At 28.9% G+C, this 16097-nt stretch carries 14 protein-coding genes; all 14 read right to left on the bottom strand.

The window, feature by feature from the left end; all coding sequences use genetic code 11:
- Positions 1-124: 124 nt before the first annotated feature.
- Complete coding sequence (uvrC, locus tag RWQ74_RS04020; protein ID WP_314397008.1) at positions 125-1873, bottom strand: excinuclease ABC subunit UvrC; 1749 nt, start codon at positions 1871-1873, stop codon at positions 125-127.
- Positions 1874-2018: 145 nt separating this feature from the next.
- On the bottom strand, positions 2019-3914 hold the full coding sequence (gene pknB, locus RWQ74_RS04015) for a Stk1 family PASTA domain-containing Ser/Thr kinase (protein ID WP_314397007.1): 1896 nt from the start codon (positions 3912-3914) through the stop codon (positions 2019-2021).
- Positions 3904-4650: a protein phosphatase 2C domain-containing protein gene (locus tag RWQ74_RS04010; RefSeq protein ID WP_314160460.1), complete on the bottom strand. Its 747-nt coding sequence runs from the start codon at positions 4648-4650 to the stop codon at positions 3904-3906. Before RWQ74_RS04010 ends, pknB begins: the two co-directional genes overlap by 11 nt.
- Entirely contained in the window at positions 4628-5761 is a 1134-nt protein-coding gene (gene rlmN / locus RWQ74_RS04005; RefSeq protein WP_314397006.1) for a 23S rRNA (adenine(2503)-C(2))-methyltransferase RlmN, read from the bottom strand. Before rlmN ends, RWQ74_RS04010 begins: the two co-directional genes overlap by 23 nt.
- Positions 5755-7080, bottom strand: coding sequence for a 16S rRNA (cytosine(967)-C(5))-methyltransferase RsmB (gene rsmB, locus RWQ74_RS04000; protein WP_314397005.1), 1326 nt, complete (start codon positions 7078-7080; stop codon positions 5755-5757). Before rsmB ends, rlmN begins: the two co-directional genes overlap by 7 nt.
- Positions 7073-8035, bottom strand: coding sequence for a methionyl-tRNA formyltransferase (fmt, locus tag RWQ74_RS03995; protein ID WP_314397004.1), 963 nt, complete (start codon positions 8033-8035; stop codon positions 7073-7075). Before fmt ends, rsmB begins: the two co-directional genes overlap by 8 nt.
- A gap of 88 nt (positions 8036-8123) precedes the next feature.
- The gene (locus RWQ74_RS03990; protein WP_314397003.1) at positions 8124-8627 is read right to left on the bottom strand and encodes a methylated-DNA--[protein]-cysteine S-methyltransferase; all 504 of its coding nucleotides are present in this window, start codon (positions 8625-8627) and stop codon (positions 8124-8126) included.
- 197 nt (positions 8628-8824) lie between these two features.
- A complete protein-coding gene (locus RWQ74_RS03985) occupies positions 8825-9364 on the bottom strand; it encodes a PBECR4 domain-containing protein (RefSeq protein WP_314397002.1) in 540 nt (179 codons plus the stop codon).
- A 553-nt stretch (positions 9365-9917) separates the two neighbouring features.
- On the bottom strand, positions 9918-10373 hold the full coding sequence (gene lspA, locus RWQ74_RS03980) for a signal peptidase II (RefSeq protein ID WP_314397001.1): 456 nt from the start codon (positions 10371-10373) through the stop codon (positions 9918-9920).
- 13 nt (positions 10374-10386) lie between these two features.
- Complete coding sequence (gene nth / locus RWQ74_RS03975; RefSeq protein WP_314397000.1) at positions 10387-11031, bottom strand: endonuclease III; 645 nt, start codon at positions 11029-11031, stop codon at positions 10387-10389.
- Complete coding sequence (locus RWQ74_RS03970) at positions 11012-11533, bottom strand: hypothetical protein (RefSeq protein ID WP_314396999.1); 522 nt, start codon at positions 11531-11533, stop codon at positions 11012-11014. The genes nth and RWQ74_RS03970 overlap by 20 nt, the downstream gene beginning before the upstream one ends.
- Before the next feature lie 10 nt (positions 11534-11543).
- Positions 11544-12830 carry an asparagine--tRNA ligase gene (gene asnS / locus RWQ74_RS03965; RefSeq protein ID WP_314396998.1) on the bottom strand — a complete coding sequence of 429 codons (1287 nt, stop codon included), beginning with the start codon at positions 12828-12830 and terminating at the stop codon, positions 11544-11546.
- 202 nt (positions 12831-13032) lie between these two features.
- Positions 13033-14883, bottom strand: coding sequence for an exonuclease domain-containing protein (locus RWQ74_RS03960; RefSeq protein WP_314396997.1), 1851 nt, complete (start codon positions 14881-14883; stop codon positions 13033-13035).
- A 28-nt stretch (positions 14884-14911) separates the two neighbouring features.
- Positions 14912-16072 (bottom strand): CCA tRNA nucleotidyltransferase, encoded by a 1161-nt coding sequence (locus tag RWQ74_RS03955; protein WP_314396996.1) that lies wholly within the window; start codon positions 16070-16072, stop codon positions 14912-14914.
- Between the last annotated feature and the right edge of the window lie 25 nt (positions 16073-16097).

Here is a 16097-nt window from a genome sequence, read left to right as displayed (position 1 = left end):
TCCTCGACTTTTTAAATTTCTTTAAGTTATTATACCATACTTTTAGCAATATTACTATAGATTTATTTAAAAAAATTAAGTTATCCGTATACTTTATTTTAAAAAATATGGATAACTTAATAATTTATAATTTTTCCTTTAGGTTGCTTATAACATCTTTCGGAATACCAAGCTTCAACAACTTGTCATCCGATGCAGTTTTGATCTCCTCTAGTGAAGAAAATGATTTTAGCAATAGATTTTTCCTTACCTTACCAATTCCTTTAATATCATCAAGACTCGATTTATACATATTTTTATTTTTTGTCGCCCTATGATATGTAATAGCGAATCTATGAACCTCATCTTGTATTTGCTTTAAGAATAAATATTCTGCCGAACTCTTTGGAAATTCTATAATTTCATAATCATCAGTAATAATATATTCTGTAATGTGCTTTTCATTTTTTGCTAAACCAATGATTTTAATTTGAGATAAACCTAGAGTTTTATGGACTACATCAATAGCAACATTAAGATGATTCTTTCCACCATCGACTATTAATAATTCCGTATTGGTTTTTTTATCTTTATAATTTCTATAAAGAACTTCCTTCATAGTTTGTACGTCATTAATCCCCATCGATTCATCAATTTTGAATTTTCTATAATTGTAAGTATTCTTTTTACCATTAGTAAAATTTACTTTTACAGATACTGCATCAACACCCATTATATTAGAATTATCAAAAGCATCTATACTATTTATAGACTGCACCCCTAATTTTTCAGCAATATTATTAAGTGTGACCTGTAGTTTTCGCTCTTTAAGTTCTTCGATGGCTAAATTATTGTTTAAGTAATACGTTGCATTTTCTTTTACAGTATCTAAAATTTTTCTATGATTTCCTCTTTTTGGAATTATAATCTTACAATCCACTACATCAGAAAGTAAATTCTCATCAACGTCATCAATGTATATTTCTTTTGGAAGTTTATTTAATGCGTAATATTGTAATAAGTATGAATATAAAATTTCCTCCGGGCTATCATACAAATTAAAATATTCAACCTTACGTTCAATTATATTACCTAATCTTGATAAAAATATTTGGATACAAATATATTCGTCGTTAAATGAAAATCCTATATAATCTCTGTCCACATTAGTACTATCCGCAACAACTTGATTTTGAACAGAAACCTCTATTGACTTAATATAACTATGGATTTGACCAGCAGCTTCAAATTCCAAATTTTTAATATACTCCTGCATCTTTGTTCTCAAATCTGATAATATTTCTTTAGTATTACCCGTTAAGAAAGATTTAATTTTAGAAATTTGTATCTTATAGTCATCAATAGTAATTTTTTTAGCACAAGGTCCTATACATTCTCCAATTTGATAATACATACACGGTCTCTTTTCGACCGGATTACATTTTCTTAATGGATATATTTTATCTAATATCTTCTTAACCTCTGTAGCTGATTTTATATCAACATAAGGTCCAAAATAGATATTTTTATTATTTTTTTTATACTTTCTAGTCATTAATAATCTAGGATGTTCTTCTTTAGTTATCATTAAATACGGATAACTTTTGTCATCTTTTAATCGAATATTAAAGTAAGGTCTATATTTTTTGATTAGATTATTTTCTAATAATAGCGCCTCTTTTTCGGAATTAACAATTATATATTCAAGGTCTTCTATCTTAGATACTAACGTCTGAGTTTTTTTATTATGCGTCCCTGTAAAATAACTTTTAACTCTATTTTTTAAATTTTTTGCTTTACCTACATAGATAATTTCTCCAATATTATCTTTATATAGATAACATCCTGGATTATCCGGGAGTAATTCTAGTTTTTTTTGTAATGTCAAATTCATATTAATCACCATAAAATAAATTTATAACTTTGTAAAAAGCACAGTTGAAATAAATGGCTATTTTACATATTCGAATAAACACTTTTATGTTTCGAATTTAGTGTAAAACCAATAAATATCTCTTCTGTGCTTTTATTGAAAATAATTAGCTATTGTTAGTTCTGTTATTACTATTATTACTAGAACTATTTCTTGTTGAGTTATTTCTTGAGCTTCTATTATCGTTTGATCTTGAATCAGTACTTGAATCATCACGAGATGAAGTACGTTCTTTTCCTTTAGAAATAATTATTTCTAAAGTTTCTTCGCTCGGTACTATATTAGATCCTGTTCTAATACTTTGCGAAATAACAGTTCCAGCATCTTTATCTGAGTACTCCTCTTTATAAGTAACATGCTTAAATCCGTAAGATTCTACAGTACTTTCTACAGTTGCACTATCTTCGCCTACTAAATTAGGCATAGTCACTTTCTTTTTACCAGTAGAAACTTGAATAATTAACTCTTTATCTTTCGGAACTATTTCTGAACCCGCTCTTATATTTTGAGAAACAACTTTTCCGGTATCATAATTATTACTTTCCACTTTTTCTACTGTAATATTTTTAAATCCTAATTTTGAAGCATTTTTCTTAACAGTTTCTTCATCCATACCTACAAAATTCGGCATATCTACTGTTTTCTTCCCTGAAGAAACACGTAAATCAACTTTTGAACCTTTTTTAACTTTTTTACCTGCTTTAGGATCACTATCAATAACAGTTTTTTCTTTTACATCATCACTTGCTACTTCAGTTACATCTCCAACTTCTAAACCAACTTTAACAATTAGAACTTTAGCTTCTTCTACTGTTTTATTTCGGACATCTGGTGCAGATACACTATTAGAACCTACAACATAATTATAGACGAAAAATGTACCAACAACGATAGTAACCATGGCTAAAATTGCAAGGAAAATATGTTTAGCCTTAGATGTCTCTTCTTTTTCATCTCTATTTTTTACACTATTATAATTATTTTTTGGGAGTTTTTTAGATTGATAACGCTGATTATTATTTCTATTGTCTTCTTCATAGTAATAATCATCTTCATCATACGTATTTTCCTCAGGATAATCATATTGAGAATCATTATATTTTTTATCAATGTACTGAGTTTGATTATAATTTTGAACAGGTTGTGTAGAGATCTTAAATCCAGTATATTTATTTTCATACAAACGCTCTGGATTAAGCACAGTACTTAAATCATCAGATAACTCTTTAGAACTAATATATCTTTCATTAGGATTCTTCATAGTCGCCTGTAAGACAATATTTTTCACACTTTGAGGCACATTTTCTCTATACTTATCTATATCAGGCAGTTCCTCTTGCAGATGTTTTAAAGCAATCGCTACAGCAGATTCACCTTTAAAAGGTATTTGTCCAGTAATCATTTCAAATATTAAAATTCCTAGTGAATAAATATCACTTTGAGCTGTTGCAACATTCCCACGCGCTTGCTCTGGTGATAAATAGTAAACAGTTCCCAACATCTGATTTGTTTGTGTAAGAGTAGTATCACCATAGGCTCTTGCTATACCAAAATCAGTTATTTTGCATGTTAGATTTTCATTCATTAAAATATTTTGAGGTTTAATATCTCTATGTATTATCCCATTTTGATGTGCATGACTAAGACCTGCAGCAATTTGCTTAGCAATATGAACTATTGTTTCAATAGGAATACGAGGATTTTTAATCATGTAATCCTTTAACGTCATTCCTTCTACATATTCTAAAATAAGATAATAAAATTCACCTTCATTTTCTACATCGTAAATTGACACTATATTAGGGTGAGACAAGCTAGTTACCGCTTTGGCTTCCCTATTAAATCTTTTTACCGCATCTTCATCATTCGCATCAATTTTAAATGTTTTAATCGCTACCTGTCTATCTAAAATAGTATCATAACCTAGCCAAACTGTAGCCATACCTCCAGTTCCTAGATGATCCAAAATTTTATATCTATTACATATAATTTTATTTATCATGGTTGTCACCCCTTAGATTTTTAATTATTGCTACTGATATATTGTCTACTCCCCCGCGTTTAACACACTTATCAATTAAATCATCAACAGCAAATGTCAATTCATTATTTCTAACGATATTTTGAATTTCTTCATTTTCTACCATATTCGTTAAACCATCAGAGCATAATAGTAAATAATCATAGTTATTCACATCATCTATAAATGTATGCAAATCAATATTTTCTTTAGTTGCTATTGCCTGTGTCAGTACATGACGCTCCGGATGATTTTTAGCTTCTTCTTCAGTTATAGCACCAGCACTAATTAAAGCACCAACAAAAGAATCTTCTACAGTTAATACATTCATCTCATTATCCCTAGTAAGACCATATGCGCTACTATCACCAATGTTATAAACTACAACTTGATTATCAAAAATTCCAACAGTAACAATCGTAGTTCCCATTTTCTTATTTTTTCTTTGTGATTTTTCGAACAATTCTTTATTCAACTGCTCAATTTTCTCATATAACCAATTTTTCATATTGTTAAAATTAGCAAATGTTAAATCATGCCATTCTTTTTCTAAAGTTGCCACAATATAGTTGCTAGAATACGCTGCATTACTATGGCTTCCTACTCCATCACAGACAACTGCAATTACTGCTCCTTGTTTGTTCTTTGATACACTAATTGCATCTTCATTTTTTTCTTTTCTACCTTTATTACTATTATACGAATATACTAGTGGCATCTGGAATTCCTCCTTTTACCTCATCCTTACGTTCTTTAGCACGAAGTTGTCCACAAGCAGCATCAATATCATCACCTTGTGTTCTTCTTATTGTTACATTAACCTTATTTTTCTTAAGAACTTTTTCAAAAGCGAAAATATCACTCTTACTAGTTCTAACATAGTTACGTTCAGGCACATAGTTAATCGGAATTAAGTTGACGTGGCAGTTTAAACCTTTTATAATTTCCGATAATTTCTCTGCGTGTTCTTTTTGATCATTTACTTTCCCCATTAAACCATATTCGAATGTAATACGACGATTAGTAGTTTCTTGGTAATATTTTAAAGCCTCCATAAGCTTATCAATATTATATGCTCTGTTTACAGGCATGATTTTACTACGTAATTCGTTAGTTGGGGCGTGTAATGATACCGCAAAATTAATTTGAACTTTTTCATTCGCAAAATCATAAATTTTCGGCACAATACCAGAAGTTGAAACAGTAATATGACGAGCACCTATATTAAAACTTTCATCACTATTTACGATTCTAATGAAGTCCATCATTTCATCATAGTTTTCGAATGGTTCACCGATACCCATAATTACGATACTTGAGATACGTTCATCTTTTTTATCTAATTCTTGTTGTACTTTTAATACTTGAGAAACGATTTCCCCCGCTTCTAAATTACGTTTTAAACCACCAAGTGTAGAAGCACAGAACGTACATCCAATTCGACAACCTACCTGTGTAGTTACACATAGTGAGTTACCGTATTTATTTTTCATAAGTACACTCTCAATAGTATACTTATCTTGTAGCTCAAATAGGAATTTCATTGTTCCATCAGCTGATTCTTGCTTAATAATTGTTTTCAAAGTTGTAATCTCGAACTCTTCAGCAAGTTTTTCTTGTAGAGACTTAGGAACATTTTTCATTTCTGAAAAATCTGTAATTCTTTTTTTGTATAACCAATCAAAGATTTGTTTTGCTCTAAATTTTTTCTCACCGATACTTACAATATATTCTTCCAATTGATCAAGCCTTAAAGAATATATCGACATTTTCTCGAAATCTTTTAACCATCTAGACTTTTTATAGCCTTTAAAATCTGAAATTAACATTTTACCTCCATTTTTTTAAGTTTTGCGATAAAGAAGCCATCGCAACTATACTCATCAGGTAGTATTTCTAATACACCATTTTCTCTCGTTTTTACAATACTATTATTTAAAGAAATACTCTCTAAACTAAAATCTTTATTCTCATTTAAAAACTTCTCTATATTTTCTATATTTTCTCTCTTATCTATCGTACAAGTTGAATACATAAGAATTCCATCTTGTTTTACATATTTTTTGCTATTCTCTAAAATATCGTATTGAAGTTTGGCAATATCTTCAACATATGAATTTGTGATCTTATACTTAATCTCAGGTTTATTTTTTATAACCCCTATACCTGAACACGGAACATCACAAATAACAATGTCAAACTTGTCGTTAAATGAAGTATTCTTCAAAGTAGCATCTTGTTCTTTAACCTCAATATTAGCAATTCCAAGTTTCTCTTTGTTGTCTTCAATTAATTTAAGCTTATGTATATATTTATCACATGAAATTAAACTAGAATTAAAATACTTACTTGCTATATGTAAACTTTTCCCACCAGGAGCAGCACAAGTATCTAATATTTTATATTCTTTATCTACTGGCAAGCCAATTGACGATGCAACCAGAGCACTAGCCTCATCTTGAATAATATAATATCCTTTTGTGAATAAACTACTATCCAAATTTAATTTGTTTAGTATTAGACTATCTTCACAAATCTCACTTTCACTAACAGCATCACCTAGCTTATCAAGCAACTCTTCTTTAGTGGTTTTTAAAGGATTATATCTAATACTATTTTTGCTCTTTTCATTAAAAGACTCAACTATTTTTTGAGCCTTTTCAACTCCGTATTGTTCTTTAAGTATATTGTACAATTCACTTGGACAGCTATTTTCTATACAGAACTGCTCTGTTTTATTTTTATACTTAAGTCCTAGGTCACTTGCATTTCGCTCAATATTTCTAAGAATACCATTAACAAATTTCCCTGTTATATTCCCTGCTATTTTCTTGCTTAATTTAACAGCTTCATCAATAACTGCAAAATTTGGTGTCTTATTCATGTAAAGCAATTGATAAATACTCATTAATAAAATAACTTTAACCTTAGGTTTTACTCTACCTTTAGAATAAGATTTAAGAATATGTTCGAGATACAGTTTATTTTTTATAGTTCCATATACTACTTCACTAATAAATCTCTTATCTTGTTCTTCTACCTTATACTGATTAAAATATTTATTTAATGTGATATTACTATAGCCATCTTCTTGAAAAATAGTGTACAGAACTTCATAAGCAATACGCCTAGCATTAATGCTACTCATTTTCTTCACCTAATACTGTTCCTACATAATCCTTCTTATTAGATAAGAAATTAACTACAGGCATACGTTTTTTACCAGAAACTTGAAGTTCATTTACTTTTAACACAGTCCCATTACCACATAGAATATAGATATTTTTCTTATCTTGTTTAATAATAGTTCCTACTTTGTCGAACTTAACTTCAACGTCTAATTTAACTTCTTCACTAGACCAAATTTTCAGTACATTACCTTCTAAATATGTAAAAGCACCTGGGGTTGGATCTAATGCACGAACTTTGTTAAATACATCTCTAGCTGAAGTGCTCCAATCAATCTTCTCATCTTCTCTTAAGATATTGCGAGCAAATGTCGCTTCTTCGTCATTTTGTTTCTCCGGATTAATATCTCCACTAAAAATTTTCGGTAAAGTTTCATTTAATAAATCACGCCCAGCGACTGAAAGTTTATCATGTAAAGTTTCATAGTTATCGCTATCCAGAATATCAACCTCTACTTTTGAAATCATATCTCCAGCATCCAGTTTTTTAACCATGTACATAATTGTTATACCCGTTTTTCCATGATCTTCTAGTATTGAATACTGAATAGGAGCTCCACCACGTAATTTCGGTAATAAAGACCCATGAACATTAATACATTTATGTTTTGGAATCTCTAATATTTTTTCAGGTACAAGCTGTCCATACGCTGCCGTAACAATAATATCCGGATTCAACTCTTTTAATATACTATAAGTATCTTCGTCTATTGATATTTTTTCAGGCTGTAGCACCTTAATATTATTTTCTAAAGCTACGACTTTCACCGGAGGCGGAGTTAGTACTTTCTTTCTTCCAACTTTTTTATCAGGCTGAGTAATTACTAAATCAACACCATAATTTTCTATTATCATTTCTAAAACAGGAACAGCAAACTTTGGAGTTCCCATAAATACTATTTTTTTATCGTTCATTTATTTCTCCTAATAAAAAATTTAATCTAATTAATTATACCATATTTTCGTATATTCTTCTATTGTTGGGTGATATTTCAGCCTTTAATTAATAATTATTATTATCGGATTCTAGATTTAATAGAAATTTCTTATTTTCTAGACCTGCTACATATCCTGTTAAGCTTCCATCTGCACCTATCACTCTATGACAGGGAATAAATATCAGCAGTGGATTATGCCCAACTGCTCCTCCAACAGCCTGCGCTGACATAGTTTTTAAACCTTTAGTTTTAGCAATTATTTCTGCTATATGTCTATATGTAACTATCTCCCCGTAAGGAATTTCTTTAAGTACTCCCCATACTGTATTTCTAAATTCAGTTCCATTAAAATTCAAGGGGAGTTCATCTATACTTGGATTTTCACAATTAAAATATTTTTCTAACCAGGCTTTAGATTTTACAAATATAGCTAGTTCTTCATTTAAAAGATAGTTATCAATATTATTAGGAAAATACTTCTGCCCTTCTAGATAACAACCACTAAGACTTTTACCGTCTGAAATTAAATATAAAAGCCCTATTTTGCTTTCATAAGTACAATAATACATTTAAAACTCCTTTATATTTATACTAATATAATCTTATTATAACAAAAAATGGAAGTGACTCAAAAATCGTGATTTCTTAAGAAACAAGATTTTGGCGAGTCACCCCCACACAATTTATTAGATATCTAAAAAGCTTTTATAAAGCTAATTTAGATATCAATAAACCACTGCGTCTATGAGTTACCATATACACTTTGTTAAATTTTAGGACTTTTGGTCGTCCCTAACCATTTAATATTATTTATCGTTGTTTGTCTACGACTTTTATATATTGCAGTCCCTCTACCTTCATATAAAGTAGTAGGAACAAATACATTATTATAGATTTTTCTTAATCCAAATACCACATATTTATCCTCATCTTCTTTATAAAATACAACAGATAAATTCATGGTGTTTTTATTCAAATCTTTATCTAATACACAATAATTATACTTTTTATCAATAAAAATTTCTGAAATAAAGTTGTAATTATTAATTCTATCAACCACTTCATTAATTTTTTTATAATTTCTATATTTTATTAAATCTAACTCATTATTCTCTAAAAGTTTTATTGTTTTACTAGCACTGATTTTTTCAAGTTTATGTATACCAAATAAATGATGTAAATCTAAAATATTGAATTTGACTATAAATTCACTTAATTTTTTATAATTAATCTCTACTTTACAAGAATTATTATGAAAATTATTTTTATAGTCATCATACAATTTTTTCAAATCAACATTATCCATTTTCACTCCACAAAATAAAACTAAGCACGGGTTAGAAAAAGACTCTACCAGGTCTTACGATTAGTCAAAGTGGTGATCGACTAACTCCTCATTGTGCTTCTTAGGCTCGTCGCCGAGGAACAGTTCTTAAGCTCTGCCAAGCAGTGTAACGTGCTTCTATTACACCTCTATATCACTATAGATTATTTACGTTTAAACGAATCGAGACTGGAAAGGAGATTAAAAAGGCTTCTTTCTATCTCATAACTTATTCTAATATAAACTCTCTTTTTTGTCAACTTTTCCTGCTGTTTCATAGGATGTGACTCAAAAATCGCAATTTCGGAGGAATAAGATTTTGTCGAGTCACCCCCACACAGTTTATTAAATATCTAAAAAACTTCTATAAAGCGAATTTAGATATCAATAAACCACTGCGTCTATGAGTTCTTATATATATATAAACCTTGTTAAATTTTAGGACTTTTGAATCTTCCCCATTAGATATTCATATCTTCTTTACTAGGCATAATTTAAAAATGAGAGCATGACTTAAAAAGTCCGCTCTCTATTATTATTTCTCTTCTTCTTTATAGATCTTAAATAGTAAAAATACTACCCCTACACAAATAAAACAATCCGCTAAATTAAATATAGGAAAATCATATCCGAAAATTCTAAAATCAAGAAAATCAACTACCTCATGTCTAGTTAATCTGTCAATAAAATTACCAATTGCTCCACCATATATTAAGGCAAAAGTCCCTTTATCAAAACTAGATAAAGTATTTTTTTGCTTAAATAGATAGTATGTTAAAATAGCAATAAAGATAACCGTAACAACTAAGAAAAATAAACGACTATCTTGTAAAATCCCCCATGCAGCTCCTCTATTCCTATGAGATGAGATACTGAAGAAATTTGCTATAACTTCCTTACTTTCTCCTAATGAGAAATGATTAACTATAAAATTTTTACTAAGTTGATCTAGTAATATTAAAAAACAAGCTAATATAAATATAATTAACATATTCTTTCTCCTCTCATTTCAATACTAATAATTTTTCTAATTCTGGGTCAATAGTTCGCTCACCTCTTGCCGGAAGTTTATAACGACCTAGATGAATTAGTTGATGATGTATTTTCCCCCAACTTTCCATAGGGAAAATAGACATTAATGCTTTTTCTACCTGAAGCGGACTATCCGTTAATTCAGCTAATCCAAACATTTTCGCTACACGTTCAACATGTGTATCAACAGCAATAGCAGGGATATTAAATCCAACTGAAAGAACAACATTAGCAGTTTTTCTTCCTACACCAGGTAGCTTTTCTAACTCTTCTCTAGTCTGTGGAATTTTATAATCATAAACATCCCTTAGCATATTAGCCATTCCAACTATATTTTTCGATTTTGCTTTATATAGCCCTAGTGTTCGGATATACTTTTCTATATCTTCTACCCTAGCATCAGCATAATCGTCAATTGTCTTATAATGTTCAAATAATCCCACTGTTGCTCTATTTACGTATTCATCTTTACACTGTGCTGATAAGAGAACAGCAATAACCAACTCCAAATTATTAGAAAAATCAAGTTCACACTCTACATTAGGAAATACTTTATCTAAGTACTCCATAACTTTTTTTGCTTTATTCTTTTTTTGTCTATTTGTTAAACCAGTCATAACCTAAACTACTTCCACTTTCTGATTGCAAATCATTATTTACTTTATTGTTTAATATACCATTAACATAACTAATATTTTTAGATAAAGTTAAAGCCTCATCTATCTGTACTTTTGTATATTGTTTTTCGAACCAAGAAGTCACTATATCAATCTCTTTAGAAGTTAATATTCTTCCAGTAACTCGCTCTACTAATTTTAGCAATTCACGCAATGTATAAAACTCTTCTTTATTATTAAAGACAACAAATGCAATCTTACTTTCAGGTGATATAACTATGCTTCCTTTATTAATTAAATTATCAAGCATAGAAAAAATCTCATTTTCAGATTTATTCAGCTCACTCTTAAATAAATCTATTGAAAAAGGTATTTTCCCTTGATTTGTCAAATAACTTATCTGAAGAAGAAACATAGCTTCCTCTCCAGATAAGTTATGAGAAGTATAATTCATTAAAAAATCAGCATCAACTAAAAGACCTTTTATATTGATATTGATCATTTTAAAACTCCTATGGTGTTAATCTATTTAGTAAACGTGGGAATGGAGCAGTTTCACGAACATGTCCGTTACCAGTAATCCAAGCAACAGTTCGCTCTAAACCTAATCCAAATCCAGCATGTTCTACAGAACCATATTTACGTAAATCTAAATACCAACCATAAGCATCAAGATTTAAATCATGTTTCTTAATATTTTCTAACAATTTATCGTAGTCATCAATACGTTGAGAACCACCGATAATTTCACCATATCCTTCTGGAGCAATTAAATCAGCACAAAGTACTACACCTGGTTCATTTGGATCTTCAATCATGTAGAAAGGTTTAATATCTAATGGCCAGTGCGTAATAAATACTGGTTTATTATAGCTGTTTGCGATAAATGTTTCGTGGGGTGATCCGAAGTCATCACCATATTCAATATCATCAAATCCATTATCTTTTAGTAATTGGATAGCATCTTTATATTTAATACGTGGGAATTCTCCTCTCGCTTTTTCTAAAGCTTCTAGATCACGACCAAGAACTTTAAGTTGTTCCTGACATTTTTCTAATACATCAGTTAATAGGTGGTTAACAAATGCTTCTTGCAGTGCTAAACTTTCATCATGATTACAGAATGCCATCTCAGCTTCAATCATCCAGAACTCAATTAAGTGACGACGAGTTTTAGATTTTTCAGCTCTAAAAGTAGGTCCAAATGAAAATACTTTTCCAAATGCCATTGCAGTAGCTTCTAGATAAAGTTGCCCAGATTGAGAAAGATATGCTTCCTCATCAAAATATTTAGTATTAAATAATTCTGTAGTTCCCTCTGGTGCAGATGAAGTTAAGATTGGTGGATCTGTTTTTAAGAACCCTTCTTTTTCAAAGAAATCATATGTAGACTTGATAATTTGATTTCTAATAGTTAAAATAGCATGTTGTTTTTTAGAACGAATCCAGATATGACGATTATCCGCTAAGAATTCTACTCCGTGTTCTTTTGGCGTAATTGGATAATCGATTGCTTCAGAGATTACTTCAAAATCTTCAATTTCTAATTCAATACCAGAAAGTTCTCTTTCATTCTCTTTAATTAATCCAGTTACTTTTAATGAAGTTTCTTGTGATAAGTGGCGTAATTGTTGATATTTTTCTTCTCCTAAAGCTTCTTTTAAAGCGATAGCTTGAATAAAGCCAGCTCCATATCTAAGTTGGAAAAATGCAATTTTACCACTACTTCTCTTGTTCGCAATCCATGCACCAAGAGTTACTTTTTGACCTAGTTGTTCTTTTAAATTATTAATGTTCAACTTGAAGTCCCTCCTAATTTTTATTGATATAGTTTTCAAAAATTTAAAATATTCATAGTTATATAAAAAACTATTTATATTATATCATAAATTTACTATTTTTTTAATTATGAGATTTAATTTTTATAAACTAATATTTTAAAGTTTTCCAAAAATATATCCCACTTTGATTTCTTACTAGAACTCACTTTGAAAATTTATTCTAATGTTCTAGCCCTCGGAAAACAACAATACAATCAAATAAATCTTTCAAATAATATCTATATTCTAAAATATCTTTTGTAGCATAACATCTACATGCTAAGCGATTATTCTTGGCAACCTCGCTATATAAGTCGTTAAAATTATCTTTAATAGAAAAATTAAAGAATTTTATATAACTTTTTTTCTCACGTTTACTAAAGTGTAAATCTTTAGATTTATTACTTTCATAAACATATAAGACTGAACCAGTATTTTTAGCGTTAAGCCACTCCTCATCACCATTACAATATATATATCTTGCTTTTGATTTCAAATTCAAATATTTATGTTTTTTTGAATGTATAACATTAATTAATGCTTTAACTTTCTTATCATCTACTACTGTAAGTTTTAAACTATTATCTTGATCAAGAATAACAAACTTATATGTATTTTTAGAATTTGTTAATACATTTCGCAATTTTTTCATAAATTTATAAGAAATTGGTAATTTATCTTTATATTGTTTTATATCTATTAAAATGCCATCAACATCCTGCAATATAAAGCTCAAACTGTCATTATATAAAAACAGACTTTCCGAAACATACATTTCATGTAAAAATTTTACTAGACCATCAATATTATTTCTTAAACCTTTTATGTCTTTATTCTTCAAATCTTTAGAAATAGCAACATTAAGCTCTGTAATAATATTTTTATAAAAATAATCTTTAGTATTTATAGAATCTAACTCGCGCCCTAGAATTTTCTTATGTTCAAAAATAAATGTATGATTTTTAAACATATCACTTTCTATTAAATATTCTATAGACTCATAGTTTGTAACAATATTCTTGCAACTCTGAGCAGCTTTATTCTTTTCATCAAAATAATATGATTTCGAGCTAATAGAAACACCTTTTTTAATTCCGTCAATATACATTTTTTCTAAATAAAGTAAATTCAACTCCGAGAAATCCCCAGTTCTAGTTTCTAAAATCCAGACGTATAATTTAATCAGTAATTTATCTAAATTTAAATCCTCTTTTTTAGGGAAAAGTGAAAAGGCATTTAAAGGTATATACGAAGTTTTTTTCTTTAAAATAACAAAATCTGATACTTTAAATTTTCTAATATACTCTTCCGCATCAATTGATGAAAATAAAATATATTTTTCCCTATGATTAATAGATTTTGTCGGATAAAAAACTTTCCTAAAATTAATGCCTTGAAAGCTTATAAACTCATCAGACATATGTTCTCTACCAATAACATTTTTTCTACAAAATTTAGCAAATCTATACATACTAATATCTATTTTCTCTAGAAGGATTTCAATTTGTTTATAATTATTCTCGTTTATGCTAGCTATTTTAATCGCAATCTCTTTTAGAAGCTTAACCGTTACACTTACATCTACTGCAGCATTATGATATTTATCACCCGAATAAAGGGTGAGAGAATTTGATAAATCAGATAGCTTATAACTTACCTGTGACGGCATAAAAAGCCTAGATAATTCAACAGTATCTAAAGACAACTTAGCCTTATAACAAATACCTACATCATGAAACCTTTTCTTTAATATAACGTAGTCTGATGGTAAGCCATGACACACAAGAATATCATCTTTTATAAACTCATATAATTCTTGAGCTACTTCCTCAAAATACTCTTTATCTTTTAACATATCATTACTTATTCCGGTTAATTCAGTTACAAAAGCAGAAACTTGTTTTTTAGGTTGAATATAATAATTTATTGACGATATCTCATTAAAATTTTCATCAAGCTTTGTCGCCGCAAATTGAATAATTTCCTTATCATCAGTTAATTCTATATCAACTACACAAAATAATTTATTCATAAATTCTCTCACCCCACTTTCTTATTATCTATTTATTATCTCGCATTTTTAATAAAAAATCTAGTATATCTTTACGATTATTATTTAATCTATTTAATAGAATTTCGTGTTCTAATTCAGAAACTACAGATTTTATCCACGGTCCTGGTTTTTCTCCAATAATACTTATAATTTCTTGCGATGTAATATCAACGTCATCAAATGAATTAATAGTTAATTTGCAGTTCTCAATATTATGTCTATTATTATAAGAAAAATATTCCGCAACAAAAACAACATCTTCAAAATTATGTTTGTACAATATTAATTCTAATGGTATTTCACTCATAAAATCCACATTAATTTTATCAAATTCTTTAATTAATTTTACTTCTTTATTTGATAATTTTAAAGTTTTCAATATATCAAAGGAAATATTATTAATCTTAGATAAAATATATAAACTTTGACAAAATAAATATTTTGAAAAATCTTGGATAATCTTGATTTCTTCCAGAAAAGGAATATAATTATTAAGCTTACTATCCAATAACAATTCCAAACTTCTCAAATTTCCCTTGCCACTAAGAAGTTTCTTAAATTCATTTACTATACGTTCAATAGAAACAAACTTTATAAGCTCAGCATTTTTCTTAATAGCTTCCAGAGTATCCTTCTCTAGCTCAAAATCTAATTTCGATGAAAAACGAAAGGCCCTCAACATCCTCAAAGCATCTTCATAAAATCTCTCATTTGGATTATTTACCGTACGAATAACTCCACTAGATAAATCCTTTTCACCATTATGATAGTCAAATAATACCCCATTAGAATCTAACGCCATAGCATTAATTGTAAAATCACGTCTATCAAGATCTTCTCTTAGATTATTAACGAATTCAACCTTCTCCGGTGCGCGATGATTTGTATACTCATCCTCTGTCCTAAAAGTAGTTACTTCATAACCTTCACCATTTACTAAAATGGTAACTGTTCCATGTTGTATACCCGTATCAATACTTTTTCGAAATATTTTTTTTACTTCTTCTGGGAGAGCATTTGTCGTTATATCAATATCAGAAAACTCTTCACCAAGTAAATAATCCCTAACACAGCCTCCTACAAAATACGCTTCATAGCCATTTTTGTTAAATGTCTTTAAAATATCAATAGCATCTTTAAATTTATTCCTGAAGTTATCTATAACCATATTGTCCTTTCAAATTAATAAAAAG

Origin of the sequence: uncultured Gemella sp. (genome assembly GCF_963525165.1) — a bacterium.
Taxonomy (GTDB): domain Bacteria; phylum Bacillota; class Bacilli; order Staphylococcales; family Gemellaceae; genus Gemella.
Note: the sequence above shows the minus strand (reverse complement) of the source record. Positions and strands in the feature narration are given on the sequence as shown.